The organism is Luteibacter sp. NPDC104163, from assembly GCF_055584245.1.
On the sequence record NZ_JBVJMK010000009.1, the window covers coordinates 62467 to 89308 of the forward strand.

The window sequence follows — 26842 nt, forward strand, 5'->3', positions numbered from 1 at the left end:
GGAGCCAGCTCAGTGCGGGCTCACGCCTTGCGGGCGAGCGCGCGATGCGCGATGTCGCGGCGGTAGAACACGTCGGCGAACGTGATCGCCCCCGCCGCCTCATAAGCCGCGGCACGTGCCTCGACGAGGTCGGCGCCAAGGGCGCAGACCGTCAGCACGCGGCCACCAGCGGTCACCGGCTGTCCGTCAACACCGACAGCCGTACCGGCGTGGAAGACCTTCACGTCGGGGCCGAAGTCAGCCGCCGAACCGGTGATGACATCGCCAGCGCGAACCTTGCCGGGGTATCCGCCGGCGGCGAGCACCACGCCCAGCGAGGGACGCGGATCCCACTGCGCCTGGACGCAGCCGACATCCCCGTCGAGCGCCGCTTCGACGAGGTCGACCAGATCCGACTGCAGGCGAAGCATGATCGGCTGGGTTTCCGGATCGCCGAAGCGAACGTTGAATTCGATGACCTTGGGTGCGCCGGTCTTATCGATCATCAGGCCCGCGTAGAGGAACCCGGTGAACGGCGCGCCGTCCGCGACCATGCCGGCGAGCGTCGGCTCGATGATCTCGCGCATGACCCGCGCCGACACCTCGTCGGTGACGACCGGCGCGGGGGAGTACGCACCCATGCCACCTGTGTTCGGGCCCTGGTCGCCATCGTCGCGGCGCTTGTGGTCCTGGCTCGTGGCCATGGGCAGGGCGCGCTTGCCATCGGCGATGACGATGAAGCTGGCTTCCTCGCCATCGAGGAACTCCTCGACCACCACACGCGACGACGCATCGCCGAACGCCTTGCCGCCGAGCATGTCGTGCAGCGCGGCTTCGGCCTCGGCGAGGGTCATGGCGACGACCACGCCCTTGCCGGCGGCGAGGCCATCGGCCTTGATGACGATCGGCGCACCCTTCTCGCGGACGTGCGCCAGGGCCGGCTCGAGGTCGGTGAAGACGGCGTAGTGCGCGGTCGGGATGGCGTGGCGGGCGAGGAAGTCCTTCGCGAAGGCCTTGCTGCCCTCCAGCTGGGCCGCGGCGGCGCTCGGGCCGAAGCAGCGCAGGCCGTCCGCGGCGAAGCGATCGACGACGCCGGCCACCAGCGGGACTTCCGGCCCGACGACGGTCAGGCCAACGCCTTCCTTCTTCGCCAGGGCCAGCAGGCCATCGATATCGGTGACGGCAACGTTCGCGTTGCGCACGCCCGGCTCGACCGCGGTACCCGCGTTGCCCGGTGCCACGATCACCTCGTCGACCCGCGGCGACTGGCCGAGCTTCCAGGCCAGGGCGTGTTCGCGGCCGCCGCTGCCGATGACGAGGACTTTCATGGGAATCTCCGGTTCGTGGACCGGTGATTGTAACCCGCCCTAGCGCTGGACCAGGGCCAGCAGGGCGCCGCGCGGCAGCTTGCCGGTCTCGTTGCGCGGGAGCGCCTCCACGACGCGCAGCGGGCGCGGCAGGAAGACGGGATCCATCGCGGCGCGCAGGATCCCCAGCACCGCCTCCGCGGTGAGCCCAGGGGCGACCACGAGGCCGGCGATGCGGCGTACGCCCGAGGCGTCCGGCTCATCCAGCTGGAACAGCACGCCGTCCGTCACGCCTTCGATGGCGAGCAGGCGGCGGTTGAGGTCGCCAAGCGACGCCCGCTTGCCGGCGATCTCCAGCAGGTCGGTATTCCGCCCGCAGAGGCGGAAACGGCGGCCGCCACCGTGCAGGGTGACGATATCGGCCAGTGCCATCGGCTCGGCGAGCTGGGGCGCATCCACCAGGGTGCCGTCGGGCTGCGAATGCAGCGTCACCCCGTCATAGAGCGACCACTCCTCCTCGATCGCCGTGCGCCGGCTGGCGAAGACACAGGTCTCGGTGGAGCCGAACACTTCGCACATCGGTGCGCCGAAGCGCTTTTCCGCCTCGATGGCGAGTTCGACCGGCATGGGCGCCGTCGCCGAGACGAAGGCGGCAAGGGAAGGCAGCTGCACGCCCGATTCGACCAGCGCGCGGAGATGTACCGGCGTGGTGACGAGCGCGCGGGGCTCCGGCATCGAGGCCAGCGCGCTGGCCACGTCCGCCGGGAAGAAGGGGCGCCCGGCGTGCACGCTAACCTCGGACATCAGCGGCATCACGACCGACATCTCCATGCCGTACATGTGCTGCGGCGGGACGGTGGCGACCACGTCGAACGGCCCGCCGATCACGCCGTGGAGCATGCGGATGTTGCCAAGGTTGCTGGCAGCGTAACTGCCCCAGGTCTTGATGTTCGGCTTCGGCTTACCCGTGGAACCCGAGGTGTAGCCGATGGCGACGATGGCATCCGCAGCGATCGCGGGAACCTCGCCGTACGCCGGCTGGGTCTCGTCGAGCACAGGCATGCGCAGGTAACCGGCCGGCGCCGGATCGAGCGCCAGCTCGCCGATGGCATAGCAACCGGGGTGATTGGCCATCACCTCGTCGACGGCATGCGGTGCACGCGACGGCGGCAACAGGTTCACCTGGCCGCGCAGGACCAGCGCCGCGAACGCGACCAGGAATGCATAGCGGTCTTCACACAGGTTCACCGCGCCGACCGCCTCGGGAAGCAGCGACGCGACCTGGCGAACATGGGCGAGGAAGGTTGCGGCGGCGACGGCATGACCGTCGCGCCAGGCGACCGTGCGCGAGGGGGCACCCGCCAGCAGTGGCAACATCGGGACGCTTTCGCGCCCGGTGGATTCGAAAACAGTTGCCACGTGGTGTTTCCCCCTTCCTCAGGCGCGAATCATAGCGCCGGTCAGGGCGTCGCGGATCACGGTGGGACGGTCGAGGCCGCCCAGTGGTGCGTCGAGTGCCGCTTCGAGGCGGCCCTCGAAATAGCGTTGCAGCGTGGCCACGTCGCGCGCCGGCGGCTCGCTGTGCGGGTTCGCGCTGGTCGATACCAGCGGCGCGCCGAAGGCGCGGCAAAGCGCGGCGGCCGGTTCGTGCGCGGTGACGCGCAAGGCGATGCCGGCATGCGCGCCAGCGACCCAGTCGGGCACGCGCGCGCTGCGAGGAAAGACCCACGTATTCGGGCCCGGCCACGTCGCGTGTACCTGGGCCATGACGCCTTCGGGCACGGCCGCGAGATCGATGTAGGGCTCGGCCTGGGCGAAGTCCGCGGCGATCAGCAGGACACCCTGGGTGGGAGGGCGCTCCTTCAGCGCGAAAAGCCGCTCGAACGCCACGCGATCGTGCGGGTCGCACCCCAGGCCAAACACGGCCTCGGTGGGGTAAGCCACCACGCCGCCGGCACGGAGCAGCGCCGCGGCGTCTTCAACCTGGGCCAGTTCGAACCGCCGCACGTCAGGCCGCCGGGGTCTTCTTGGCAGCAGCCTTTCCGGTGGCGGTCTTTTTCACGGCGGCTTTCTTGGTCGCGGTCTTCTTGCTGGCCGTCTTCGTCGCCGTGGCTTTCTTTGCCGCCGTCTTCTTCGTCGCGGCCTTCTTCGTGGCGGTCTTCTTCACCGCGGCTTTTTTCGCTGCCGGCTCCTTCGCCGCCGCGGCCTTCTTGGTCGCGGCTTTCTTCGTTGCCGTCTTCTTCGCGGCCTTGCCGCCACGCGGCTTCTTCACCGGGGCAGCGGCCAGCAGTTCGACGCATTCGGCTTCGGTCAGCGTCTTCGGTTCGCGATCCTTCGGGATGCGCGCGTTCTTCTCGCCATCGGTGATGTACGGGCCATAGCGGCCATTCAACACCTGGATGCCATTGCCGAAATCGAGGATCGTGCGGTTGGCGATCGCCTCGAGCTTCTCCTGGACCAGCTGCAGCGCACGCGGCAGCTCGATGGTGTACGGGTCATCTTCCGCCTTGAGCGAGGCATACGTGCTGCCCTGCTTCACGAACGGGCCGAAGCGGCCGACGCCGACCGTCACATCCTCGCCCGCCTCGGACTGGCCGAGGTTGCGCGGCAGCTTGAACAGTTCCATCGCCTCTTCGAGCGTGATGGTGTGCATGCTCTGGCCGGGGCGCAGGCTGGCGTAGGTCGGCTTGGCTTCGTCGTCCTTGGTGCCGATCTGCGCATAGGCGCCGTAACGGCCGAGGCGAACCGATACGGGCTTGCCACTCTTGGGATCGGTGCCGAGTTCGCGCGCGCCCGTCGCTTCGCTGCGGTCGACGCTTTCGGTCTTGTCGTCCACGAGCGTCTTGAACGGCTGCCAGAAGCGCTCGAGCAGCGGGACCCACTGTTCCTCACCGCGGCTGACGGCATCGAGTTCGTCTTCGAGGCGCGCGGTGAAGTCGTAGTCGACGTACTGGGTGAAATGGCCCGACAGGAACTGGCTGACCGCACGGCCCACGTCCGTCGGCCGGAACCGGCGGCTGTCGAGCATGACGTATTCGCGGCTGATCAGCACCTGGATGATGCTGGCGTACGTCGAGGGACGGCCGATGCCGTATTCCTCGAGCGCCTTCACCAGGCTGGCTTCGGAGTAACGCGGCGGCGGCTCGGTGAAGTGCTGGTCGGCCACGATGGCGGACACCGGCACGCGATCGCCGGTGGCGAGGCGCGGCAGGCGGCGATTCTCGTCATCGTCGTCGTTCTTCTGGTCCTTGCCTTCCTCGTACACGGCGAGGAAGCCCGGGTCGATCACGGTGGTGCCCGTCGAACGGAAACCGGAGTCGCCCACCGGGAATTCCACCGAGACGGTGTTCATCGTGGCGTGGATCATCTGGCAGGCGACGGTGCGCTTCCAGATCAGTTCGTACAGCTTGCGCTGGTCGTCGTTGAGGAACGACGCCACGCTACGCGGAATGCGCATGGCCGAGGTGGGGCGCACGGCTTCATGCGCTTCCTGCGCGTTCTTCGATTTGGATTTGTACACCTGCACGACATCCGGCAGCGCACCCTTGCCGTACTCGCGGCCGATCAGGTCGCGCAACTCGGCCACGGCATCATCGGACAGCGCCACCGAGTCGGTACGCATGTAGGTGATCAGGCCGACGTTGCCCTCGCTACCCAGCGAGACGCCTTCGTAAAGACCCTGGGCGACGCGCATGGTGCGGCTCGTGGAGAAGCCGAGCTTGCGCGCGGCCTCCTGCTGCAGCGTCGAGGTGGTGAACGGAGGCGCCGGGCGGCGCTTGCGCTCACGGCTGGTGACCTCCCCCACGGTGAACTGCCCGGCAGCGGCCTTCTCCAGCGCGCTACGCGCCTTCTGCGCATCCGCCTCGTTGGTCAGGTCGAACTGCTCGAACTTCTTGCCATCCAGCTTGACCAGGCGGGCGTCGAAGGCGCCATCGGCGTGGGTCAGGTTGGCCTGGATCGTCCAGTACTCGCGCGCCTTGAAGGCCTCGATCTCGAGCTCGCGCTCGACGATCATGCGCAACGCTGGCGACTGCACGCGGCCGGCGCTGAGGCCGCGCTGCACCTTGCGCCAGAGCACCGGGGAAAGATTGAAGCCGACCAGGTAGTCGAGTGCGCGGCGCGCCTGCTGTGCATCGACCAGGTCGTGCGACAGCTTGCGCGGATTGGCCACGGCCTCCTTGATCGCCTTCGGCGTGATCTCGCTGAAGACGACGCGCTGGACATCCTTGCCCTCCAGCAGGCCACGCTCCTTCAGGATCTCGCTGATGTGCCAGGAGATGGCCTCACCTTCGCGGTCCAAGTCGGTCGCGAGATAAATGCTGCTGGCCTTGCTGGCGGCCTTGGCGATGGCGTCCACATGCTTTTCGTTGCGGTCGATCACCTCGTAAGCCATGGCGAACCCGTGCTCCGGGTCGACGGCGCCCTCCTTCGGCCGCAGGTCACGGACGTGGCCATACGACGCCAACACCTGGAAGTCGGTGCCCAGGTATTTGTTGATCGTCTTGGCCTTGGCCGGCGATTCGACGATGAGGAGGTTCTTTGCCATGCGTAAGCGATTCCGAAGTCCGCCGGGCCGAGTGAACCCTAGCGTGTGTATATATTTAGTTGGAAACACACCCTCGTGTTGCCTGTCAAGCAGCGCTTTAGCGCACGACCCGCTGGTACCGGTTTCCAGGGAGGCTGGCGACTTCGCCCTCCAGCTCCAGCATCAGCAGCATCGATGACAGGGCACCCGGGGAGAGGGCCGTGCCGCCCACGAGGGCGTCCAAAAGGACGGGATCGTAACCCATGGCGTCGAGGAGGCGGCGATATTCCTCATCCTCGCGCCAGTCGAAGGGGCCCTTTTGCCGTTTCGGCGCCGCGTGCCCCGGACCGCCTAGCGCCAGCCTGGCCTGCAGCTCAGCCCCCAGTTCCAGCGCCGCCGGACCAAGCGCGGCAAGGATCTCATCACTGCGCTGGACCAGCCGGGCGCCCTCGGCGATCAGGGCGTGGCACCCCTCGGCCAGTGGATTGTTGACCGACCCCGGCACCGCGAAGACCTCGCGTCCGAGCCCCCCCGCCTGGTGGGCGGTGATCAGCGAGCCCGACCGCAACCCCGCCTCGACCACCAGGACACCCAGGCTGAGCCCCGCGATGATCCGGTTCCGCATGGGGAAATGCGTCGCGCGCGACGGGGTGCCAGGGGCGAATTCGCTCACGATCGCCCCCTGGGCGGCGATGCGCCGGGCCAGCGCATGGTGCTTGCTGGGATAGACGACATCCGGGCCGGTGCCGATCACGGCGATGGTCGGCTCACCGGCATCCAGGGCGCCGCTGTGCGCTACGCCATCGACGCCGTCGGCCAGGCCGCTGGTCACCAGCAGGCCACCCGTGGCGAGCTCGCTGGCGAAGCGGCGGGCGGTAGCCAGGCCTGGCGCCTGGGCCCTCCGGGCGCCCACGATGCCGACCTGGGGGCGCAGGAGCAGCGAGGCGTCGCCCTTCACGAACAATGCCGCGGGCGCGTCGGACAGGGCCTCCAACTGCGGGGGGAAGTCCTCGTCGGTGCACAGGAGGAGCCGGTGGTCAGCCCCCTGCAGCCATGCCTCGTCCCGCGCGAGCGCGGTTTCGTCGGGCGCAGCGAGCCACGCCCGGGTATCCACGGCCAGCGTCTCCGCGTGCCGCTGCATCCAGTCGACGAGGCCCGCCGGGCCGCCGCGCAGGGCCAGCCCTTCACGGAGGCGGCGGCCGCCGAGGCCCGGGGTGCGGATGAGGAGAAGCCAGTGGCGGAGGTCGGAGTCAGTCATGCGGACAGTCTAGGGGGAGGCCGGCAGGCAGGTGCCCGGAAGCCCTTGTCGGCGTACGGCCATAAAAAAGGGAGGCCGAAGCCTCCCCCTTTCACACCACCGGGCGCCGGGCGCTTACTCCGGCAGCACCAGCTTGTCGCCGCGGCGCACGGGGCGCAGCGCGTCCATCACCAGCGCGTAGCTGACGTGGTCGAAGGTCTTGAACACCATCAGGTGGCCGCCGAACTCATCCGGGAGCGTGGCACTACGCGAGGTGCCGCGGCGGTTGTAGTTGCCGCTGACCTCATCGGAGATGGTCTCGCCCTGGCTCATCACCGTGAAGGTCGTGCCGTTGTCGATGCCATCCGCGCTGCCGGCCGAGATCGACACGACCTGGTGGCGGCCAACGCCGTAGCGGGCTTCGGTCAGGCCGGTGACCCGCGGGTCGTTTGGCAAGGCCTTGGGCGCATGCGGGTAGAAGTACGGGTCGTACGGCTTGTCGTCCACGGGCATGAAGCGATCGCCCTTGCGGATTTCCATGGTCGAATCGACGATCACCAGGCTCGAGATATCACCGTTGGTGGTGAGGACTTCGGCCGTACCGATCACGGTCACCTCGACGCCGGCATCTTTGCCGATGCCATTGTGGGTGTCGTGCGTGGTGTCTTCGCGCCAGGGGCTCGGGGCCATCGACACGTCGCTGTCCAGGTCATCGGCGACGAACGAGCCGTGGCCGGGGTTGTTCACGGCGTCCAGGTTGCCCTTGTCGTCGCCGTGGTCACGGAAGCGGTGGGTCGGGCGCACGATCGCCCAGCGCTGCCCCGGCGTAGCGCTATCGAGGTCGCGGGCGTAGACCTTGTTGCCCGGGATGCCGCGCAGGGCCGCATCTTCGAAGCCGACCACGTAGGGCGCGCTCTCGACGCTATCGGCGTCCATGACGCGCATGTCCTTCAGGAAGGTGCGCAGCTCGGACAGCGGAATGGCCGGGATCGCCTCTTCCTCGGTGCGGATCCGCGGCTGCAGGCCGACGCGCGGGGCGCCGCCGAACATGCTCAGGTTGAGCACGTCGCCGGGATAAATCAGGTGCGGGTTGCGGACCTGGGGATTGGCCTGCCAGATCTCGGGCCAGAGCCACGGCTTGCTGAGAAATTTCGCCGAAATATCCCAAAGGGTGTCGCCCTTGCGCACGGTATAGGTATCCGGCGCATTCGGTCGCAACTGGGCCGCTGCGGCATAGACAGCCACAGTGAAAAACATGCCGCCGAGCAGCATGGCGAACTTCTTGATCATGGCGGGTTTTCCCCCTTCCCCGGTTCTGTCGCGAGTGTAACCGAATCGTTAACGGGCACAATATGTCACCACGCTCGCCGGGCCCTCGGCGTGAGCGTAGAATGTGTAGGCATCCTACAGGGTCGAAGCGCTTGGTTTTCGCCGACTTGCCCGCAATTTTCCGGGCATGGCGCGCCTCCCCCGGCCCGCAACCGTTCAAGGTGACACCGTGTCCACCCTTACCATCCTCGAATTCCCCGATCCGCGCCTGCGCACCGTCGCAGCGCCCGTTACCTCGTTCGACGCCGAGCTGAAGCAGTTCGTGGCCGATATGTACGAGACCATGTACGCCGCCAACGGCGTCGGCCTGGCTGCCACGCAGGTCAACGTGCACAAGCGCGTGCTGGTCGCCGACATGAGCGAAGACCGCAACGAGCCGCTGGCCCTGATCAACGCCGAGATCATCGAGAAGGACGGCCAGCAGGTCTATCAGGAAGGCTGTCTGTCGTTCCCGGGCATCTACGCCGATGTCACCCGCGCCCTCAAGGTGAAGGTGAAGGCCAACGACGTGGACGGCAACGAGATCATCGTCGAGGCGGAAGGTCCGCTCGCCGTGTGCATCCAGCACGAGATGGATCACCTGGCCGGCAAGGTCTTTGTCGACTACCTGTCCCCGCTCAAGCGCAGCATGTTGCTGAAGCGTATGGAAAAGCAGCGCAAGGCCAGCGCCTGATCCATGGCGGCCCGTCCTTTGCGCGTGGTGTTCGCGGGCACCCCCGATTTCGCCGTCCCTTGCCTTGAAGCCTGCCGCGCCTCCGGTGCGGAGGTGGTGGCTGTCTATACCCAGCCTGATCGGCCCGCCGGCCGGGGGCGCAAGCTGGCGGCGAGCCCGGTGAAGGAAGCCGCCCTGGCCGCGGGCATACCCGTCGAGCAGCCGGAATCCTTCAAGGCCGAGGCCGACCGCGAACGCCTGGCTGGCTACGCACCCGACCTGATGGTCGTCGTGGCCTACGGCCTCATCCTGCCGCGCAAGGTCCTGGCCCTCCCACGCCTGGGCTGCTGGAACGTGCACGCCTCGCTGCTTCCGCGCTGGCGCGGTGCGGCGCCAATCCAGCGGGCCATCCTGGCGGGCGACACCGAGAGTGGCGTCGACCTCATGCAGATGGAGGCAGGGCTCGATACCGGTCCCGTGTTGATCGAACGGCGCACACCGATCACCGCCGACGACACCGGCGGCACCCTCCACGATCGCCTTTCCGCGCTGGGCGCCGAGGCGCTTGCCGAGGGCCTGCGCCGCACGCTGGCCGGTGAAGTGCTCGCGCCTCGTGTACAGGCCGATACGGGGGTCGAATACGCGCACAAGCTCGACAAGGCGGAGGCCCGGCTCGATTTCACCCAGCCGGCCATCGCGCTCGAGCGCAAGGTGCGCGCCTTCGATCCGTGGCCGGTCGCGGAAGGCGAGGTCGCCGGCGAGCGGCTGCGCATCTGGGCGGCACGCGCCGTCAAGGGACGGACCGGTGCCGCCCCCGGGACGGTGTTGGCCGCCACGCGCGATGGCATCGATATCGCCTGCGCCGATGGCGCGCTGCGCCTCACGGCGGTGCAACGCGCCGGTGGCCGCCGCATCGGCGCCGCGGATTACCTGAATGCACGGCCGGAGCTGAAGCAGGCCGCTTCGTGAGCAAGGCGCCGTCCGTCCGCGCACTGGCCGCGGAAGCCCTGGCGAGCATCGCGCTATCCGGCCATTCGCTTCGTGAGGCGGCCGATCGCGCGATGCCGAAGCTGGCCGACCCACGCGACCGCGCCCTATTGACCGCCCTCCTCAGTGACGGCGCGCGCTGGTGGCCGCGCTTCGACGCCGCGCTCGACCGCCTCCTCGACAAGCCGATCCGCCGGCACGAACCGGTGATCCACGCGCTGCTCGTCACCGGGCTCGTCCAGCTCGAAACCCTGGAACTGCCCGGCTATGCCGCCGTGGCCGCCACCGTCGAAGCGGCCCGCGAACTGCGCCGGCCACGTCTCGCCGGCCTGGTCAACGCCGTGCTGCGCCGCTGGCAGCGTGAACGCGAAACGCTCCTGGCTGAACTCGACGCCAGGCCGGCTACACGGCACGCGCATCCCGCCTGGCTGGCCAAGGCAATCGAGCGCGACTGGCCAGCCCAGGCCAGCGCCATCATGGCCGCCGCCAACGTGGAGCCCCCGCTGATGCTGCGGGTGAACCGCCGTCGCGCCAGTCGCGACGCGGTGGCCGCCGGGCTGGCCGGCGCAGGGCAGGAGGTCGCACTCCACCCCTGGCTGGCCGACGCCCTGGTGCTGCCACACAGCACCGACGTCACGCGCCTGCCGGGCTTCGCCGAAGGCCGCTTCGCGGTGCAGGACGGTGCGGCGCAGGTACCGGCGGACCTGCTCGATGCCCGCGACGGCCAGCGCGTACTGGACGCCTGCGCTGCGCCAGGCGGCAAGGCCTGCCACGTGCTCGAACGCGCCGACGTCGCGCTGCTCGCCGTGGAGTTCGAAGCGTCACGCGCGGCGCGCATCCGGCAGAACCTGGAGCGGCTGCACCTGGATGCGCAGGTCATCGTGGGCGATGCGGGTGACAGTTCCGCGTGGTGGGATGGCCGCCCCTTCGACGGGATCATGATCGACGCGCCCTGTTCGGCGACGGGCGTGATCCGCCGCCGACCCGACGTGCGCCTGCATCGCCGCGCGGCGGATATCGAGGCGCTCGTCGCCCAACAGGCACGCATCCTCGCCGCATGCTGGAAAACGCTGGCCCCGGGCGGCAGGCTGCTCTACGTCACGTGCTCGCTCCTTCGCGAGGAGAACGAAGGCGTCGTCGGCGCTTTCCTCGCCAGCCAAAGCGATGCCTCGGCCATCCCGTTCACGCTTCCCGTGGGCCAGTCCGCGGCCATCGGCTGGCAGGTGTTGCCCGGCGACGGTGACCTGGACGGCATGTACTACGCCCTGCTGGAAAGAAGCCCGGCGTAAGCCTGTTCCGTCGCATCCACGAAGTGCTCGAGACCGAAGGCGGCCTCGGCATGCGCACGTGCCGCGTGACCCATCTGCGGCAGCGCCGAACGTTGCGCCCAGATCCCACGCAGGGCCTCTGCGATCGCCACGCGGTCGCGTGCAGGGACGACCCAGCCGTCGCTGCCCTCGCGGATGTTTTCCGGAAGGCCCGCGTAGTCGCTGACCAGGGCGGGTTTGCCCATGGCCATCATTTCGCGACACGCGAACGAGATGGTCTCCACATCCCACGACAGGACGAAGCCCGCGTCGAGGCCGGCGACCATCGGCCGCACATCGTCCAGCCTGCCGGTGAAATGCACGAGGTGCGCCACGCCGAGCGCCTGTATGCGCTCGAGCTCGTCGGAACCTGGCAGCCCACCGGCAAGTACCACGCGGAAACGCTCTCGCTCACCGGGCCCCAACAAGGCCAGGGCCTCGACCAGGTCCATCCACCCTTTGTAGCGGGCCGTGCCCGCATTGCTGCCGAGCACGAGTGCCGACGCATCGTCGGCCGGCGCGAGCCATGCGGCGCGCTCCGCCGGGATCGTGGTCGACGGGGAGAAACGGTGGATGTCCACGCCATTGAAGACGGTCACCAGGCGGCACCGCGCATACGGCGAAGCGGCGAGTTGCCGGCGCACGTACTCGCATACGGCGATCACCATGTCGGTCCCGACGCGCGCGCGCCAGCGATGCCCGACCCCGGTCATCGGCTTCGAGTTGTGCTTGGTGAGCACGATCGCCGGCCGGCGGCGGAGCCCGCGGACGGCGGCCATCACCAGGCGATGGTCCGCCGAGCCATTCACGTGGACAAGGTCCGGCTCATGTTCACGCAGCCATCCGGCCAGCTGGCGCAGCGCCCGGCGCCGTGCCACGAACTTGCCCAGCCCGTTGGGAAACGGCTGGTCGAGCACCGTCACCCCTGGCACAAGCCGTGCCTCGCGATTGAGGCGGCTCCCCGGAGGCGCCGCCACGTGGATCGCGTGCCGTGCGGCGAGCCCTCGCGCCAGCCCCATGACGTACGTGGTGTGGCCACCGCCGTCCCCGGCGTGGAAATTCGTCAAGAGGACCTTCATGCCCGACCTTTGCGGTAGCTGAATTGCGGCCGGCTCACCGTGCACCCACGGAACGGCATCACGCTCCGTTAAAGTAACATGTCTCGTGAGCCCGGCCTTCTGTGCCGCGGTGCGAGCGGGCCCACCGGGCCAACCACAGATGCAAGGTGCCGAGTGCAAGACAAACCCAACGCGTGGCGCCCATGGATCCTGTCGCTGCTCATCGCGATCATGCCACTGTCGTTCGCGGTGCCGCTCAAGGCCAAGGCCGTGCCCGCCGCCATCCTGCTGCTCACCGGGCTCTGGCTGATCGCAAGGCATGCCGAGGTCCGCGCCGCCTATCGCCGCGCGGCCCTGGTCGTCGTCCCGGTGGCGCTCGCGTTCGTGTTCTGGCTTGCCAACGCGCTGGCCCACGACATCTCGCTCAAGGAGTTCGACGTCCCGTCGCACATCCTGGCGTTCCTGCCCATCGCCGCCTGTTTTGCCGCGCCATTGCGCCCCATCGTCCTGCGCCTCGGGTTCAGTGCTTCCGCCGGTGCGCTCGGGCTCATCTGCATGGAGCAGCACTACATCGAGGGCATCGACCGCGCCTACGGCATTAACAACGGCCTGTGGGGCGCGATCGAGTTCGGCATGTTCATCCTCGTGCTGTCCCTGATCGCCATCATCCAGGCACTCCGTCTCGAACTCCGCCCAGGCGAACGCGTGCTGCACGGGGTGTTCGCGGCGATGGGCTTCTACGGTGCCCTGCTCACCCAGAGCCGGGGGCCCCTCCTCGCCTGCATCCCGGTCTTCGTGTTGCTGGTGTGCATCCAGGCCCGGCGCACGCGGCGCTGGCGGCAGGCCATTGGCGTGCTTGTCCTCGGCGTCGCCGTCGTCGGCGTTGCGGCGACCACGCTGCACGGCGAGGTCGCGGAACGCTTCGCACAGGTGTCCGAAGAGGTTTCCACCTATAGCGAGAGCGATGCGACCGGCGCCGTGCGCGAACGCCTGGAAATGTGGCGCAATGCCGGCTCGGCGATCGCCCAGCACCCGCTTAGCGGGGTGGGCCTGAACCAGTTTGGTACCTATGCACGCGGCCGCATCGCGGAAGGCAAGGCCGCGGGATCCATCGAGCAGTACGACCACCCGCACAGCGAATACCTGGAGTGGGCCGTCACGGGTGGCCTGCCCGCGCTCGTGCTGCTCCTCGTGATGTTCGGCGCCGCACTCTGGTACTTCGGCCGCCACGCCATGCACCGCGACAACGGCGTGGCGATGCCCGCCTGCGCGGGCCTGGCGGTGACCGGCATGTATGCGCTGTGCGGCCTCACCGACAACGTGTTCTACCGCGCCATGCCGCACTCGCTCTATTTCTTCCTGACCCTGGGGCTGGCCGTGTACATCGGCCGGATGCTCGCCCCACGGGAATCCATCCAGAGGGCCCGCTAAGCCATGGCATCGATCAACCTCATTGCCTGGGACAACGGTCGCGGGCTGACCCACGATATCCGTCTTTTCGAAGACGCCCTGCGCGCCCTTGGCCACGACGTCACGGTTACCCGGACGCCGCAACGTGCGCACGGGCTCCCGTGGAAGGCATGGGGCAAGATCCTGGCGATGCGCCTGCGCTGGCTGTTCGGCAAGGGTCCCTTTCGCTACGACCTCGGCCTGACGATCGAGCACGCCCACCCCGGTTATCTCGGCATGTCCCGGCGAAACGCCTTCATTCCGCACCCCGAGTGGATGAGCCGCCGCGACAGGCGTTACCTGCACCGGTTCGATACGGTCCTGTGCAAGACCGACAGCGCGCGGGATACGTTCCAGGGGCTCGGCATGCGCACCGCGCAGATCGGCTTCACCAGCACGGATTGTAAGCGCGAGGGCGTGGCGCGGGATCGGGAGTTCCTGCACCTCGCCGGCGGTAGTCGGATGAAGGGTACGGAACGCCTGCTCGAGGTATGGCGCCGGCATCCCGAGTGGCCGACGCTGCATGTCTACCAGTCACCCTCCGTCGCCGCGAGCGACCGCCCGCCCGCCGCGCCCAACCTCGACCACCAGGTGACCTTCCTCGCCGATATCGAGGAAATCCGGCGCCTGCAGAATGCCCACCTGTTCCACCTCTGCCTCTCTGAAGCGGAGGGCTGGGGCCACTACATCGTGGAAGCGATGAGTTGCGGCGCCGTCGTCCTGGCGACCGACGGCGCGCCCATGAACGAGCTGGTCACCGACGACCATGGCATGCGCGTCGCGGCGCACGAAAACGGCACGATGAACGCGGCGACCCTGTGGCGCTTCGACGAAGAGGCCCTCGAGGCATGCGTCGAGCGGATCATCCGGATGCCGGACGACGAGGCGTTCGCGTTGGGTGATGCCGCGCGGCGCTGGTTCGTAGCCAACGAAGCCGGGTTCCCGCAACGGCTCGGCAAGGCCATCGACGACCTGCTGCGGCGCTGAACCCCGGCCACCGCACGGCTCTAGACGCGCCCGCGACAGCCCAGGCTGTACCAGTAAAGTCAGCTATCCTCGCGCCCGTGCGTTTAGAATTCATGATCCTTTAACGGTAACGACGCCCTTGTCCAACAGCGCCTATACCCGCTCGGAACACATTCGCGCCCTCTGGCCCTGGCTGCCGCTGTGGGCGGCCATGGCCCTGCTCGCCATCTTTTCGCACGGCCCCATGCCGATGTTCTCGACGCGGACACTGGCCGTCGCGTGGGATATGTGGGCGCACCACCAGTGGCTCGTCCCCCATATCAACGGCGAACCTTACAGCGAGAAGGTCCCGCTGCTGTTCTGGATGATCCACGCCGGCTGGGCGATCTTCGGCGTCAGCGACGTGTGGCCGCGCGTGCTCGAGGTCATCTTCGGCGGTGCGCAGCTGGTGCTCGCCTCCGTCCTGGCCGGGCGGCTGTTCCCCGCGCGCCCCTGGGTCGCCAAGGCCACGCCGTGGCTGCTCATGGCGTTCGCCTACGCGTTCCTGTTCGGCCTGCAGATCATGTACGAGGTACTGCTCTGCGTGTGGGTGCTGGCCGCGCTGCTGTGCCTGACGCCGACCGCCACGCGGGCCGCGCCTCGCTGGTGGCTGTTCGGTCTGGTCGTGGGCGCCGGCCTGCTGACGAAGGGGCCGGTCATGGCCCTGCACGTGGTGTTCCCGTTCCTGCTCGGCCCGTTGTGGAATGACTGGGCACGGCAGAACAAGGCGCGCTGGTACGGCATGGGCCTGCTTGGCCTGCTCATCGGTTTCGCGCTGCTGATCGCCTGGGCCATTCCCGCCGGCGAAGCGGGTGGCGAGGCGTACCGTCAGCGCTTGTTCTTCACCCAGACCGCGGGCCGCGTCGTCGATACCCACGCGCAGGATCTGCAGAACCATGCGCGCCCGGCCTGGTATTACCTCCTGTTCCTGCCGGTCATCATCTTCCCGCTGAGCGGCTGGCTGCGTGGCTTCGTAGCGCTGCCCACGACGTTGTTCCGCAAGCCATGGCGCCCCGGTGCCGGCGCGGCCATCGTGGTTGCCGCCGTCGCGCTCCTGCTGTTGCTGGTGTCCACGCTGGCCCACTTCCCGCCGCTGCTCGACAAGGTCCTGGTCGTGCTGCTGGTGGTACCGCTGTTCGTCGCACTGCTGCGCCAGCCGCTCGAACCCGGGCTGCGTTTCCTGGTGTGCTGGCTGCTGCCAACCTTCCTCGTCTTCTCGCTGATCACCGGCAAGCAGCTCTACTACGTGCTGCCCGAGCTCGGTGGCGTGACCATGCTGGTCGCGGCGTGCGTGGCCGACCTGCGCGAGCGGCACCCGAAGCTGGCCAACCATTGGGCACTGGGTACGTGGCCCCTGTCGGTAGGCGCCTTCCTGCTGGCGATCGTGCTGTTCGCCATGCCGGCCGTCGTGCCCACGCGGTTCCCCGACAATATCTGGCTTACCGGCATGGCGCCCTACGCCCGCTTCTTTGGCGTGGTGTTCATCGTGCTTGGCGCCCTCCTGCTGCTGCGGGGCCGGGGTGAGATGCGCCGCCTGGCGTTCGCCGGGCTGATCGGCACCGTGGCGCTCAATGCCTTGTTCACCCTCGGCCTGTGGTATCGCTACGACCTGACACCCGCGTCGCTTTACCTCGCGCAGGCCGACGCAGCCGGACGGCCCATCGGCAACCTCGGCGTCTCGTATAACGGCCAGTACCATTTCGCCGGCCGGCTGATGCACCCCATCGCCAAGATCAAGGTCCAGCCCGGCATGGCACCGCCGACCGACGATGATGACGACGACGTGGTGCATGATGGTGACTCGCTGGCCGACTTCGCCCAGCACCATCCCGACGGCCTCATCGTCTCGTATGCCAAGCATCCGCCGGCGGAAGCGTACCGGTACGCGCGGCTGGTGCAGCCCTCGCGCACGGGCTGGCTGATGATCTGGGATGCGGCCACGCTGGATGCCCTGCAGACCGGCCGCGTGCCGGCCGATCCCAGCGTGCCGACCCAGCTGTATCCGCTCGATTACTGGCGCACGCGCGCTGCCGTGCGATGAGCGACCCGCTGATTGAACGACTGCGCGCCCAGGTAGGCGGCGTCCGCGATGGCGCGCTGCTGCGCTTCTCCATCGGCAACGCGCTGCTCGCCGATGGCCAGTACGCGGAGGCCGCGCAGTCGTTCCGCGAGGCGCTTGGGTTCGACCCCGGCTACTCCGCGGCGTGGAAACTGCTGGGCAAGGCACTGCTCGCCCAGGACGACGAGGCGGGCGCTGCCGAAGCGTGGCGCCAGGGCATCGAGGTCGCCACCACGCGCGGCGATGTCCAGGCCAGCAAGGAAATGAGCGTGTTCCTCAACCGGCTGTCGAAGCCGCGCTGACCTTGTACGGGTCCGGCCGGTCGTGCGCCGTGAATCGCTTGTAGTGCCACTGGTACTGCGGGAAGGCGATCGCGACGCACTGCTCGACGCCGCGATTCAGCGCCGCACAAGCCACCTTCATGTCGGCATCCGCGATCCCTTCCGGGGCCGGCAGCACGTGGATCCGGAAGCCCCGGCCGTCCGGCAGGCGCTCCGCGAAACTGAAAAGCACCGTGGCACCGGTGCGTGACGCGAGCCGGGGGAGCAGTACCCCGGTCAGGGCATCGACGCCAAAGAAGGGCGCGAATTCGCCTTCTCCCTCGCGCGGCTTCTGGTCGGGAAGAATGCCTACCGAACCGCCCGCGCCAAGGCGCTTGAACAGGGCGCGCACGCCCGCGCCTTCCGCGCGGACCTGTTCTGGGGCCAGCTTCCCGCGGACCTTGCGTAGCAAAGCCTCGATCGCCTGGATGCGCGGCGGACGGTACAGGATGGCCATGGGCGTCTTGCTGCACAGCCAGTAGTTCAGGAGCTCCCAGCAGCCCAGGTGCGGCGCGGCGATGATCACGCCCTTGCCCGAGGCCAGCGCAGCCTCGAACAGCTCGCCGCCGACCACCTCGCGGACCAGCCCGAGGGCCTTGTCGGAGCCACCGCCCCAGATCGCCGCGATTTCGGTGGCGCCCTTGCCTTCTTCCTCCATCGTCTGGCGGAGAAGCGCGGCCCGGGCGTCCGGGCTGAGCTCCGGGCGGGTCAGGCGCAGGTTGGTCGCGGTATAGCGCGCACTACGGGAATTCGAACGCAGCGACCGGCGGCCGATCCAGGCGCCGATGGCATGCACGGTGCGCAGGGGCAGCAGGCTCACCAGGCGCAGCAGGAGATACAGGAGGTAAATGTCCGGACGCATTCCCCGAATGGTAACCGCTCCTTTAAGCTTGGCGCCCAGCCGCCGCTACAGAATCCATGATTGCACTGATCCAGCGCGTCGAATCCGCGCGAGTCGATGTCGAGGGTGAAACGGTGGGCGCCATTGGCGCCGGCCTGCTTGCGCTCGTAGCCGTCGAGCCGGGCGATGGCGAACCCCAGTGTCGGCGCATGCTCGAGCGCCTGCTCGGGTACCGGGTGTTCTCCGATGCCGAGGGCAAGATGAATCTCGGCCTGGCCGAGACCGGTGGCGGTCTGTTGCTGGTGAGCCAGTTCACCCTGGCCGCCGATACCCGCAAAGGCATGCGGCCCAGCTTCACCACGGCGGCCCCGCCGGCGGAAGCCCAGCGCTGGTTCGACCGGCTCGTGGAGCTGGCGCGCGACGCCCACCCGCCAGGGGTGGAAACCGGGCGCTTCGGTGCCCATATGAAGGTTCACCTGATCAATGACGGCCCGGTCACCTTCCGCCTGGAGGTGCGCTGAGGCGTATCCAGGGGGCCAGGTCCCCCGCTCTCTTCCCCATCCCGTCGCAACCGCCCGGCCTGTAAGGCTTTCTGGCGCGATTCTTGCGTCCCCCGGATGAGGCCAATCCACTTGAAAACTGGTCAAAAAATCATCAAATGACTATACTGATCGGTTCCTGTAACCCGCGGCGGTCGGCATGACTAACAAAGCTCACGAGCAACAGTCTGAAATCAAGCAGCTCATCTCCAAGGGCCTGGAGCAGGGCTACCTGACGTACGCCGAAATCAATGACCACCTGCCCGACGATATCGTCGATCCGGAGCAGATCGAAGACATCATGGCGGTGCTCAAGGGCGTCGGCATTGAGGTCCACGATTCCGCGCCCGACACCGACACCATCAGCGATGGCGGTGCCCCCGGCTCCGGCACGGATGACGAATCCGCCGCCGAAGAAGCCGTGGCCCTGCTTTCCGCCGTCGACTCCGAGGTGGGCCGCACCACCGACCCGGTCCGCATGTACATGCGCGAGATGGGCACGGTCGAACTGCTCACCCGCGAGGGCGAAATCGCCATCGCCAAGCGCATCGAAGAGGGCCTGAACCAGGTCCAGACCGCGCTCGCCTCGTTCCCGCTGACCATCCAGCTCCTACTGGAAGAGTACGACCAGCACCTGGAAGGCAAGCGCCGCCTCAGCGAAATCCTGGCCGGCTTCGCCGACCTGGAAGCCGCGGCTGACGAAGCGCAGGCCGCCGCGGCCGACGCCGACTCGGATGTCGCCGACGCCGACAGCGACAGCGATGACGACGACGACGCCACCGACGGTGGTGGCGACGACGAGGAAGCCGGCCCGAGCGGTCCGGATCCGGAAGAAGTGAAGCGCCGCATGGAAGAACTGCGCTCGCTCCACGCCAAGTTCCAGAAGTCGGCCCCGAAGGCCGAAATCGCCGACAAGAAGGTCGCGAAGATCCGCGAGCAGATGTCTGAGGCGTTCCTCAACCTCAAGCTGCCGTCGGCCCTGATCGACAGCTTCGTGCGCAAGCTGCGCGAAGTGGTGAACGACATCCGTCACCACGAGCGCATCCTCATGGATATCTTCGTCAAGCAGGTGAAGATGCCGCGTGCGGAGTTCCTCAAGAGCTTCCCGTCGAACGAAGGCAACCTCGAGTGGGCCGCCGACCTGTCGCGCAAGCGCCAGAAGTGGTCGCCGAACATCAAGAACTTCCGCGAAGCCATCGATGGCGAGCAGGAGAAGCTGGCGCAGATCGAGCGCACGCTGTACCTGCCGCTCACCGATATCAAGGAAATCAACCGCGCCATGTCCGTGGGCGAGGCCAAGGCCCGTCGCGCCAAGAAGGAAATGGTCGAGGCCAACCTGCGCCTCGTGATCTCCATCGCCAAGAAGTACACCAACCGCGGCCTGCAGTTCCTCGACCTCATCCAGGAAGGCAACATCGGCCTGATGAAGGCCGTGGACAAGTTCGAATACCGCCGCGGCTACAAGTTCTCCACGTACGCCACGTGGTGGATCCGCCAGGCCATCACCCGTTCGATCGCCGACCAGGCGCGCACCATCCGTATCCCGGTGCACATGATCGAAACGATCAACAAGCTCAACCGCATCTCCCGCCAGATGCTCCAGCAGTTCGGCCGCGAGCCGACGCCGGAAGAACTGGCGAAGGAAATGGAGATGCCGGAAGACAAGATCCGCAAGGTCCTGAAGATCGCGAAGGAACCGATCTCCATGGAAACGCCGATCGGTGACGATGAAGATTCGCACCTTGGCGATTTCATCGAGGACACCAACGCCAGCTCGCCGATCGATTCGGCGACGGAAACGGGCCTCATGGAAACCGTGCGCGACGTGCTCGCCGGCCTCACCCCGCGTGAAGCCAAGGTGCTGCGCATGCGCTTCGGCATCGATATGAACACGGACCACACGCTGGAAGAAGTCGGCAAGCAGTTCGACGTCACCCGCGAGCGCATCCGCCAGATCGAAGCCAAGGCCCTGCGTAAGCTGCGCCACCCGAGCCGCTCGGAGACGCTGCGGTCGTTCCTGGATATCGATTGATCCGGGTGAGCCGCCTGTAGTGTTGAAAACGCCCGCGCAAGCGGGCGTTTTTTTTGGCACTTGAGCGAGCCATCGGCCCCTGCGACGATCGGCGCATGGCCAGCCCTGCCGACCCATCGAAACAGCTGCGCGACCTCGCACGCTTGCGGCGCGTCCGCGACCGTATCGATCGTGAGTATGCGCAGCCACTGGATGTCGAATCCCTTGCCGCCGGCGTGCACATGTCGGCGGGCCACCTCAGCCGGCAGTTCAAAGCCGCTTATGGGGAGTCCGTCTACAGCTACCTGATGACGCGCCGGGTTGAGCGGGCCATGGCGCTGCTCCGGCGTGGCGACATCAGCGTCACCGATGCCTGCTTCTCGGTCGGCTGCTCGTCCCTTGGCACCTTCAGTACGCGCTTCTCCGAGCTTGTAGGCATGTCGCCGGCGGCCTATCGGCGCAAGCAGGGGGCGGCGACCGAGGGGATGCCGTCGTGCGTGGCACGGGTCGTGACGCGTCCCGTCAGGAATCAAGAAGCGGTGGTGGGTAAGACCGACCTAGACTGAGCCCACTGACCTCGACCACACGGAGAACGCCATGGATATCTCGATCAACGCCAGCTTCCTCGCTCAGAACGACCCCGACGCTGCTCTCGCCTTTTACCGCGACACCCTTGGGTTCGAAGTACGCAATGACGTCGGCTATGGCGGGAAGCGCTGGATTACGGTGGGGCCCGTCGGGCAGCCGCAGACGTCGATCGTGCTCTACCCGCCGGAGGCGAGCCCGGGCGTGACCGACGATGAGCGCCGCACCATCGCGGAGATGATGGCCAAGGGCACCTTCGGGATCATCTTGCTGGCCAGCAAGAACCTGGATGCTACGTTCGAACAGCTGCAGGCGAAGCAGGCGGATATCGTGCAAGAGCCGACTGATCAGCCGTATGGCGTGCGCGACTGTGCGGTGCGTGATCCAGCGGGGAACATGATCCGAATCCAGCAGTCGGCTTGAAGAAGCTGCGAAAACAAGAAACCCGCCTCGCGGCGGGTCCCTTTGCACGTACCTAGTTTCGTCACCAGTAAGGTTGGCTGGGAGAGGAAGCTCTAGGGCAGCGGCGTCAGTATAGCTAACGGAGACCAGGCATCAAGTCAGCCATACGCGTGCTCTGTGTAGGGGATCCCTGATTGACGTCCACCTCGCGTTTGCTCATGATTCGCCCACCCCCCCGTCGGTTTCGGTCGCCGGGCCGCACGCCACCACTTTGTTGGTGGCGTTGCCTTTTCTAAGGACAGGAAAAGTGCGAACCGCAGTGTACGTGGATGGATTCAATCTCTTTCATCGACTCCTCGAGGGTCGAGCAAACGTAAAGTGGCTCGACCTCTTTTCGCTCGCGCGCGCGGCCCTTCGCGAGGATAACGATGTCGTTATGATCCGCTATTTTACGGCCAGAGTGTCCGATACCACCGCGGATCCCGAGAAGTCGACGAGACAGGACATCTATATTCAAGCGCTGAGAGCGAGCGGCGTACAGCTTCACTTTGGTACGTTCCGCGAAAGGCAGAGGCGAGCACGCCTCGTTGAACCCTCGATCGATTCGGCAAGTTCGCACGTGAGAATCTGGTCACGCGAGGAGAAGGGATCCGACGTAAACCTTGCCGTTCACATGGTCAACGATGCGTGGGAGAATGCATATGACTGCGCCGTCGTCCTCTCAAATGATTCAGACCTAGCCGAAGCGCTTAGAATCGTTAGAGGAATGGGGAAAATAGTTGGCATTCTCTGCCCCGTGGCAAGCCCCGCAGCGGACTTACGCCAACACGCTGACTTCGTTCGACTTGTAAGAACGACGCACCTTCTGCGCTCGCAGTTCGCACGAACTATCTCACTGCCTGGCGGCGGGACAATCGCATGCCCGAAATCGTGGACTGAAGCAGCAAACGATGCATCGGCTAACCCGGTCAACGCCAGCGCAACTATGTCCGAGGCTTCCTCGGCTTAGCGCGAGCCTTCGGCTTCTTCGTACCAATCGTCGCCGGGCGCGGCACTTCTTTCGAAGTGGGCGCTGCTGCAACCGTCAAACGCTCCATCCACGTCAGGTCATCGACGTACGACAGGAAGTGCTGCAGGTAGCCTGGTGATAGCTCACGCATCAGCTCCATCGCGCGGTGTACTAGCGCGGCGGAGTTGAGCGGGCCGGTGCTCTCCATCTCGGGCATGTGCAGTTCGGCTTGTTGCAGCTGGCTGCGGGTGCGGGTGCGATCCCATAGCTTGCGCACGCGAGCGAGCTCGGCGTCGAGGTCGACGGACGGGCTTTTCTGGGCCGAGAGGTGGCCTAGCAGGTCGCCGAGCGGGCTGGGGGACTTACGGTCCATGGGCCTTTGAATCTGTCGCTGACTGGCGGGGAATCGGCGCGATCTCTACGCGGCGGTTCTTCGCGCGGCCGGCTTCATCGCTGTTGGAGCTCACCGGCTGCTCGGCACCGAACGCCGCAGAGAATACGGACGACGACGGCACGCCCTCAGCGATCAGCGCACGGGTGACGGTGAGCGAGCGCTCGGCAGAAAGCTCGAGGTTATCCGTAAACCGGCGGTTGCCTTCGTGCACGGCCTGGTCATCGGTAAAGCCGCTAACCATGAGGATTTCATCGCGCGACTTCAGGTAGCTGGTGAGCGGCCCGGCGATGGTCTTGAGCACATCGCGGCCTTCCGGCTGCAACTGATCGGAATTGAGCGCGAAGAGCACGTTACCGCTGATGCCGATACGGCCATTGACCAGCGTCACGCGGCCCGATGCCAGCGGCGCGGCGAGCGCCTGCTCCAGCGTAACGCGGCGCTGCTGCTCTTCCTGGCGCTGCTTCGTCTCCTGCTCAAGCTTGCTGGTGAGCTGGAGCTGCATGCCGATGACGCCGACCAGGATCAGGACGAACGCACCGAGCAGCACCGACATCAGGTCGCCGAAGGCGGCCCAGATCGGGGCGTTCGATTCGCCGTCGATGTCCAGCTCGTCGCTCATGCCTTAGCCGCCCCGTTCTTCTTCGAAGCGAGCTGCTGCATGTCTTCCAGGATCTGCTTCTGCGAGAGCACGCTCAGGTCGACCACCTCGCGTGCCTGCGCGACGTAGTACGCCAACTGCTCGTCACTGCGAACCAGCGAGCGGTCGAGCGCTTCGCCGATCTCCTGCAGGCGCGCCAGCAGGGCCTCGTTCGACTGGCCGAACACCTGCACCGCACTGCCGAAGGTTTCACCCAGGCTGGCGACGTTCTCGGCGCTGCCGGTGATCCGTTCCGCCACACCCTCGAGCTTGCCGGTCTCGCCTTCCACCTGTTCGATGAAGCGCGTACCGACACGCTCGAGAAGCTCGGCCGAGGTCGTGACCAGGCCATCGATGGCGGCGCGCTGTTCGGTCGACGCGTGGTTCACCGCACTGAGCAGCGTCTCGACGGTTTCGAGCAGGCGGCTGCGCTCTTCCAGCGTGGCCGTGTCGCGCACCATGCTCTCGGAAAGCTTTTCGCGCAGCTCAGCGACGACATCGGCAGCCGCCTTGGGCGCTTCCGATGCGGCATCGACGAGGCGGGAAATCTCGGCGATGGTGGCGCTGGCGTGTTCCTGCGACTGCGCGGTGATGTCGCTGGCAGTCTTCGCCAGTGCCTCGCGCATCGCGGCCTGCTGTGCCGCGGACGCTTCACCCGCCTCTTTCCAGTGCGCCATGGCTTCACCGCCTGCGCGGTTCCACTGGGCGACGGCATCATCACCGGCACGATTCCACTGGGCGATGGCGTCGTCGCCGGCACGGGTCCACTGCGAAGTAGCTTCCTCACCAGCGCGCTTCCAGAGCGCGGCGGCGTCTTCGCCCGTCTTCTTCCAGTCAGCGGCGAGCGCGGAGGACATGCCCTGCAGCGCATCCGTCCAAGCCGTGAGGCGCTCGCTGTCGCGGGCGACGAGCGTGGCCTGCAGCTCGCCGTGCGCCTTCTGCACCGTGTCGACCAGCGCAGCGGCCTGCTCGGTGAAGGCCTTCGAGGCGGTGTCCATGGTCTGCTCGTGGCGGGCGACAAGGGCTTCGTTCGTCGTCGCCTGCTTCGCGACAAGGCCTTCGACGGCATCGATGTGCCGGGCAAGGGCCTCGGTGGAAGCGTCGCTCGATGCCTTCGCCGTCGCGTCGAAGCGCGTGGCGACCGTGTCTACCATCGTGGCCGAGCGCTGCTCGAAGCCCGACGTGAACGCTTCGAGCGCACCGCGAAGGTCCTGCGCCTGCGCTTCGCTGGCCTTGCGCTGCGTAGCGAGCGCTTCGCTCCAGGCCGCGGTGACGCTCGTGGTCGTGTTCGCGAAGCCCGCGGTGATGCCGTCGAGCTGGCGTTCGACCGCCTTATTGACGCTGTCGTGCAACGCCGCGGTCTCGCGTGCGATGCCCGCCATCGTCGTTTCAAAGATCGGCTGCAATGCCGCGCTGGCAGCACGCGCGCTATCCGCAACGCCTTCCTTCAACGACTGCTCCACCGACGACGCAAGGCGCGCGAACGTCGCCTCAGCCTTGCTGTGGAAAGCATCCTGGCTATCCGCGTGGCGCTGGCCGGTGCTCGCGTTCTGCGTCTCGATGGTGGCCATCATCGACTGAAGGCGATCGATGAGTGCGGGCATGAGTTCGGTCTGCTGCTGGAGCAGGCGGAACGATTCCTCGCGCTGGTGGGCCTGCGAGAACACGCGCAGCGTGGTCGCGGCCTTGAGGTCGAGCGACTGGACGGCGGCCATGCGCTCGCGACGCGCCAGCGCGGATAGCAGGCCGAGCATGGCCGAGGTGGCGACACCGGCGATCGAGGTGCCGAACGCGAAGCCAAGACCCTTCACCGGCGCGGCCAGCGAGCCGCGGATGGCCTGCAGGTCGGTCGCGCTTTCCAGGGCGATACCCGTGCCGCGCAGCGTCGCCATCATGCCGAGCAAGGTGCCGAGCATGCCGAGCAGCACCAGCAGGCCGACGAGGTACGGCGTCAACGCGGGCGCAGGGAGCGTCGCACGCTCACCTTCGACACGCAGGCGTACGCCATGGCGCAGGCTCGGGTGAAGTTTGCCCAGCCATTCCGCGAGGCTCGCCGGCGTCGTGCTCAGATCCGCGGCGGCCGCATCGAGCGATGCCGTCGCCTGGCGATAGCGGAAGAGCTCGATCGCACCCGCGAGGTAACCCAGCGCGATGAGGGCGGCGACCAGCGCACCCAGCGGATTCGAGCCAACGTAGCCGATACCGACCCAGCACACGATGGCGAGGCCGGCCACGAACACGGCGAAGTGGAGGAAATTTCTGCGCATGACTTACCAGTTATGAGCCGTGAAGGGCGGCGAGCAGCCCTTCCAGCGGTTGAAAACGTACATCGAGTTCAGCGAGCAGGATGTCCTGCATCTCGCGGATGAAAAGATCGAGCCAGATACCCGTGGTACCGGCGCCCTCTTCCGCAGCCTTCCTCGCCTTTTCAAAACGTGCTTCGAGCAGCGCGGGCACACCGCCCAGCAGGCGTTGCTCGCGCGGGCTCAGCGCCCCTTCCATCACCCCATCCACCTCGGCCAGCCGCGCCAGCTCGGGCGAGGCCATGGCCAGATGGTCCCGGAGCTCACCACGCAGCTTGCCGGTGGTGCCCTGAATCGAGCGTTGCATCAGCAGGTAGCGCTCGCGGAGGGCGGAGTAATCGACCTTGTGGTCGGGATCGCCCTCCACGGCACCAGCCCGGGCGATAGCCCGGCTCCGGGCACGGCCCCAAGCCTGCTCATCGGTGATCGCCTCGACCAGCGCCGCACGGGCACCGGCCAGCAGGGCGTCGTTGGGCATTTCGCCCTGCGGAGGTTCATCGAGCGGGGCGACCTTGCCATCCAGCGCCGACGAGAGGGCGATCGACTGCGTCCAGCTGAGCCATTGGCTCAGCCGGTCCGGCAGGGAACCGCCAGGCTGGCCCGCGTCGACCTCCCCCAGGCGCGCCAGCAGGCGCACGAAGGTCGATCCGCGGATAGCCGCTCGTGGAGGGCTTTGCTGCATGCTAAGTCGCTAAAAAACGGACAGTTTACCCTAAGAAGGTAACGGGCTGGCCGGCGACCGGGTATCAATCCGTGCGAGATCGGTTCGCGGCTAGCGCGCCAGCCGCTACAGCGATTCGGTACACTCCCCCGTCCCGCAGGGGGCCTATAGCTCAACGGTTAGAGCAGGGGACTCATAATCCCTTGGTTCCAGGTTCGAATCCTGGTGGGCCCACCATTGCGCTCT

Annotated in this window: 24 protein-coding genes and 1 tRNA gene; 13 read left to right on the forward strand and 12 right to left on the reverse strand. The window is 67.1% G+C overall.

What is annotated here, in order from left to right; genetic code table 11:
* Positions 1-20: 20 nt before the first annotated feature.
* The 6 genes from purD to ACZ6YI_RS12870 form a co-directional block, all read right to left on the reverse strand.
* Positions 21-1307, reverse strand: coding sequence for a phosphoribosylamine--glycine ligase (gene purD, locus ACZ6YI_RS12845; RefSeq protein ID WP_465779001.1), 1287 nt, complete (start codon positions 1305-1307; stop codon positions 21-23).
* Positions 1308-1346: 39 nt separating this feature from the next.
* Positions 1347-2663: an AMP-binding protein gene (locus tag ACZ6YI_RS12850; protein ID WP_465779091.1), complete on the reverse strand. Its 1317-nt coding sequence runs from the start codon at positions 2661-2663 to the stop codon at positions 1347-1349.
* Between the two features lie 60 nt (positions 2664-2723).
* Positions 2724-3293 carry an L-threonylcarbamoyladenylate synthase type 1 TsaC gene (gene tsaC, locus ACZ6YI_RS12855; protein WP_465779002.1) on the reverse strand — a complete coding sequence of 190 codons (570 nt, stop codon included), beginning with the start codon at positions 3291-3293 and terminating at the stop codon, positions 2724-2726.
* A 1-nt stretch (position 3294) separates the two neighbouring features.
* Complete coding sequence (locus ACZ6YI_RS12860) at positions 3295-5832, reverse strand: DNA topoisomerase I (RefSeq protein ID WP_465779003.1); 2538 nt, start codon at positions 5830-5832, stop codon at positions 3295-3297.
* Between the two features lie 97 nt (positions 5833-5929).
* Positions 5930-7069, reverse strand: a complete 1140-nt coding sequence (dprA, locus tag ACZ6YI_RS12865) for a DNA-processing protein DprA (RefSeq protein ID WP_465779004.1) — start codon at positions 7067-7069, stop codon at positions 5930-5932.
* 114 nt (positions 7070-7183) lie between these two features.
* Positions 7184-8338 carry a LysM peptidoglycan-binding domain-containing protein gene (locus tag ACZ6YI_RS12870; protein ID WP_465779005.1) on the reverse strand — a complete coding sequence of 385 codons (1155 nt, stop codon included), beginning with the start codon at positions 8336-8338 and terminating at the stop codon, positions 7184-7186.
* A gap of 208 nt (positions 8339-8546) precedes the next feature.
* Here ACZ6YI_RS12870 and def point away from each other — a divergent pair, with 208 nt between their 5' ends.
* From def to rsmB, 3 genes are read left to right on the forward strand one after another with little or no spacing between them, the layout of a single operon-like run.
* On the forward strand, positions 8547-9050 hold the full coding sequence (def, locus tag ACZ6YI_RS12875; protein ID WP_465779006.1) for a peptide deformylase: 504 nt from the start codon (positions 8547-8549) through the stop codon (positions 9048-9050).
* Positions 9051-9053: 3 nt separating this feature from the next.
* Positions 9054-9998 (forward strand): methionyl-tRNA formyltransferase, encoded by a 945-nt coding sequence (gene fmt / locus ACZ6YI_RS12880; RefSeq protein ID WP_465779007.1) that lies wholly within the window; start codon positions 9054-9056, stop codon positions 9996-9998.
* Positions 9995-11305 (forward strand): 16S rRNA (cytosine(967)-C(5))-methyltransferase RsmB, encoded by a 1311-nt coding sequence (rsmB, locus tag ACZ6YI_RS12885; RefSeq protein ID WP_465779008.1) that lies wholly within the window; start codon positions 9995-9997, stop codon positions 11303-11305. The genes fmt and rsmB overlap by 4 nt, the downstream gene beginning before the upstream one ends.
* Here rsmB and ACZ6YI_RS12890 read toward each other — a convergent pair.
* Complete coding sequence (locus tag ACZ6YI_RS12890) at positions 11275-12402, reverse strand: glycosyltransferase (protein ID WP_465779009.1); 1128 nt, start codon at positions 12400-12402, stop codon at positions 11275-11277. The two genes, rsmB and ACZ6YI_RS12890, sit on opposite strands and share 31 nt — an antisense overlap.
* Positions 12403-12555: 153 nt before the next feature.
* Here ACZ6YI_RS12890 and ACZ6YI_RS12895 point away from each other — a divergent pair, with 153 nt between their 5' ends.
* The 4 genes from ACZ6YI_RS12895 (at position 12556) to ACZ6YI_RS12910 (ending at position 17196) form a co-directional block, all read left to right on the forward strand.
* Positions 12556-13812, forward strand: a complete 1257-nt coding sequence (locus ACZ6YI_RS12895; protein WP_465779010.1) for an O-antigen ligase family protein — start codon at positions 12556-12558, stop codon at positions 13810-13812.
* 3 nt (positions 13813-13815) lie between these two features.
* Entirely contained in the window at positions 13816-14817 is a 1002-nt protein-coding gene (locus ACZ6YI_RS12900; RefSeq protein ID WP_465779011.1) for a glycosyltransferase, read from the forward strand.
* A 118-nt stretch (positions 14818-14935) separates the two neighbouring features.
* Positions 14936-16876, forward strand: coding sequence for an ArnT family glycosyltransferase (locus ACZ6YI_RS12905; RefSeq protein ID WP_465779012.1), 1941 nt, complete (start codon positions 14936-14938; stop codon positions 16874-16876).
* A complete protein-coding gene (locus tag ACZ6YI_RS12910; RefSeq protein WP_465779013.1) occupies positions 16873-17196 on the forward strand; it encodes a tetratricopeptide repeat protein in 324 nt (107 codons plus the stop codon). The genes ACZ6YI_RS12905 and ACZ6YI_RS12910 overlap by 4 nt, the downstream gene beginning before the upstream one ends.
* Here ACZ6YI_RS12910 and ACZ6YI_RS12915 read toward each other — a convergent pair.
* Entirely contained in the window at positions 17171-18076 is a 906-nt protein-coding gene (locus tag ACZ6YI_RS12915) for an LpxL/LpxP family acyltransferase (protein WP_465779014.1), read from the reverse strand. The two genes, ACZ6YI_RS12910 and ACZ6YI_RS12915, sit on opposite strands and share 26 nt — an antisense overlap.
* 56 nt (positions 18077-18132) lie before the next feature.
* Between ACZ6YI_RS12915 and dtd the strand changes: the two genes are divergently transcribed.
* From dtd to ACZ6YI_RS12940, 5 genes are all read left to right on the forward strand, one after another.
* Positions 18133-18576: a D-aminoacyl-tRNA deacylase gene (gene dtd, locus ACZ6YI_RS12920; protein WP_465779015.1), complete on the forward strand. Its 444-nt coding sequence runs from the start codon at positions 18133-18135 to the stop codon at positions 18574-18576.
* 178 nt (positions 18577-18754) lie between these two features.
* Complete coding sequence (gene rpoD / locus ACZ6YI_RS12925; RefSeq protein WP_465779016.1) at positions 18755-20626, forward strand: RNA polymerase sigma factor RpoD; 1872 nt, start codon at positions 18755-18757, stop codon at positions 20624-20626.
* 95 nt (positions 20627-20721) lie between these two features.
* Positions 20722-21171, forward strand: coding sequence for a helix-turn-helix transcriptional regulator (locus ACZ6YI_RS12930; RefSeq protein ID WP_465779017.1), 450 nt, complete (start codon positions 20722-20724; stop codon positions 21169-21171).
* 31 nt (positions 21172-21202) lie between these two features.
* Positions 21203-21613, forward strand: coding sequence for a VOC family protein (locus tag ACZ6YI_RS12935; RefSeq protein ID WP_465779018.1), 411 nt, complete (start codon positions 21203-21205; stop codon positions 21611-21613).
* 298 nt (positions 21614-21911) lie between these two features.
* Positions 21912-22601 (forward strand): NYN domain-containing protein, encoded by a 690-nt coding sequence (locus ACZ6YI_RS12940; RefSeq protein WP_465779092.1) that lies wholly within the window; start codon positions 21912-21914, stop codon positions 22599-22601.
* On the opposite strand, the gene ACZ6YI_RS12945 is transcribed toward ACZ6YI_RS12940, so the two are convergent.
* The 4 genes from ACZ6YI_RS12945 to ACZ6YI_RS12960 are packed head-to-tail and all read right to left on the reverse strand — an operon-like array spanning position 22576 to position 26617.
* Positions 22576-22974 carry a DUF2894 domain-containing protein gene (locus ACZ6YI_RS12945; protein ID WP_465779019.1) on the reverse strand — a complete coding sequence of 133 codons (399 nt, stop codon included), beginning with the start codon at positions 22972-22974 and terminating at the stop codon, positions 22576-22578. The two genes, ACZ6YI_RS12940 and ACZ6YI_RS12945, sit on opposite strands and share 26 nt — an antisense overlap.
* On the reverse strand, positions 22964-23614 hold the full coding sequence (locus ACZ6YI_RS12950) for an OmpA family protein (RefSeq protein WP_465779020.1): 651 nt from the start codon (positions 23612-23614) through the stop codon (positions 22964-22966). The genes ACZ6YI_RS12945 and ACZ6YI_RS12950 overlap by 11 nt, the downstream gene beginning before the upstream one ends.
* Entirely contained in the window at positions 23611-25899 is a 2289-nt protein-coding gene (locus tag ACZ6YI_RS12955) for a DUF802 domain-containing protein (RefSeq protein WP_465779021.1), read from the reverse strand. Before ACZ6YI_RS12955 ends, ACZ6YI_RS12950 begins: the two co-directional genes overlap by 4 nt.
* 10 nt (positions 25900-25909) lie before the next feature.
* On the reverse strand, positions 25910-26617 hold the full coding sequence (locus tag ACZ6YI_RS12960; RefSeq protein ID WP_465779022.1) for a DUF3348 domain-containing protein: 708 nt from the start codon (positions 26615-26617) through the stop codon (positions 25910-25912).
* Between the two features lie 140 nt (positions 26618-26757).
* On the opposite strand from ACZ6YI_RS12960, the gene ACZ6YI_RS12965 reads away from it, so the two are divergent.
* Positions 26758-26833, forward strand: a tRNA-Ile gene (locus ACZ6YI_RS12965).
* The last annotated feature ends 9 nt before the right edge of the window (positions 26834-26842 follow it).

Bases quoted from the DNA above. Each gene is read 5' to 3' on its own strand.
- fmt (WP_465779007.1), top strand. From the start codon at position 9,054: ATGGCGGCCCGTCCTTTGCGCGTGGTGTTCGCGGGCACCCCCGATTTC.
- ACZ6YI_RS12930 (WP_465779017.1), top strand. From the start codon at position 20,722: ATGGCCAGCCCTGCCGACCCATCGAAACAGCTGCGCGACCTCGCACGC.
- ACZ6YI_RS12850 (WP_465779091.1), bottom strand. From the start codon at position 2,663: ATGTTGCCACTGCTGGCGGGTGCCCCCTCGCGCACGGTCGCCTGGCGC.
- rpoD (WP_465779016.1), top strand. From the start codon at position 18,755: ATGACTAACAAAGCTCACGAGCAACAGTCTGAAATCAAGCAGCTCATC.
- ACZ6YI_RS12910 (WP_465779013.1), top strand. From the start codon at position 16,873: ATGAGCGACCCGCTGATTGAACGACTGCGCGCCCAGGTAGGCGGCGTC.
- ACZ6YI_RS12860 (WP_465779003.1), bottom strand. From the start codon at position 5,832: ATGGCAAAGAACCTCCTCATCGTCGAATCGCCGGCCAAGGCCAAGACG.
- ACZ6YI_RS12950 (WP_465779020.1), bottom strand. From the start codon at position 23,614: ATGAGCGACGAGCTGGACATCGACGGCGAATCGAACGCCCCGATCTGG.
- dprA (WP_465779004.1), bottom strand. From the start codon at position 7,069: ATGACTGACTCCGACCTCCGCCACTGGCTTCTCCTCATCCGCACCCCG.
- ACZ6YI_RS12945 (WP_465779019.1), bottom strand. From the start codon at position 22,974: ATGGACCGTAAGTCCCCCAGCCCGCTCGGCGACCTGCTAGGCCACCTC.
- dtd (WP_465779015.1), top strand. From the start codon at position 18,133: ATGATTGCACTGATCCAGCGCGTCGAATCCGCGCGAGTCGATGTCGAG.
- ACZ6YI_RS12960 (WP_465779022.1), bottom strand. From the start codon at position 26,617: ATGCAGCAAAGCCCTCCACGAGCGGCTATCCGCGGATCGACCTTCGTG.
- ACZ6YI_RS12900 (WP_465779011.1), top strand. From the start codon at position 13,816: ATGGCATCGATCAACCTCATTGCCTGGGACAACGGTCGCGGGCTGACC.
- ACZ6YI_RS12890 (WP_465779009.1), bottom strand. From the start codon at position 12,402: ATGAAGGTCCTCTTGACGAATTTCCACGCCGGGGACGGCGGTGGCCAC.
- ACZ6YI_RS12915 (WP_465779014.1), bottom strand. From the start codon at position 18,076: ATGCGTCCGGACATTTACCTCCTGTATCTCCTGCTGCGCCTGGTGAGC.
- ACZ6YI_RS12955 (WP_465779021.1), bottom strand. From the start codon at position 25,899: ATGCGCAGAAATTTCCTCCACTTCGCCGTGTTCGTGGCCGGCCTCGCC.
- ACZ6YI_RS12935 (WP_465779018.1), top strand. From the start codon at position 21,203: ATGGATATCTCGATCAACGCCAGCTTCCTCGCTCAGAACGACCCCGAC.
- purD (WP_465779001.1), bottom strand. From the start codon at position 1,307: ATGAAAGTCCTCGTCATCGGCAGCGGCGGCCGCGAACACGCCCTGGCC.
- ACZ6YI_RS12870 (WP_465779005.1), bottom strand. From the start codon at position 8,338: ATGATCAAGAAGTTCGCCATGCTGCTCGGCGGCATGTTTTTCACTGTG.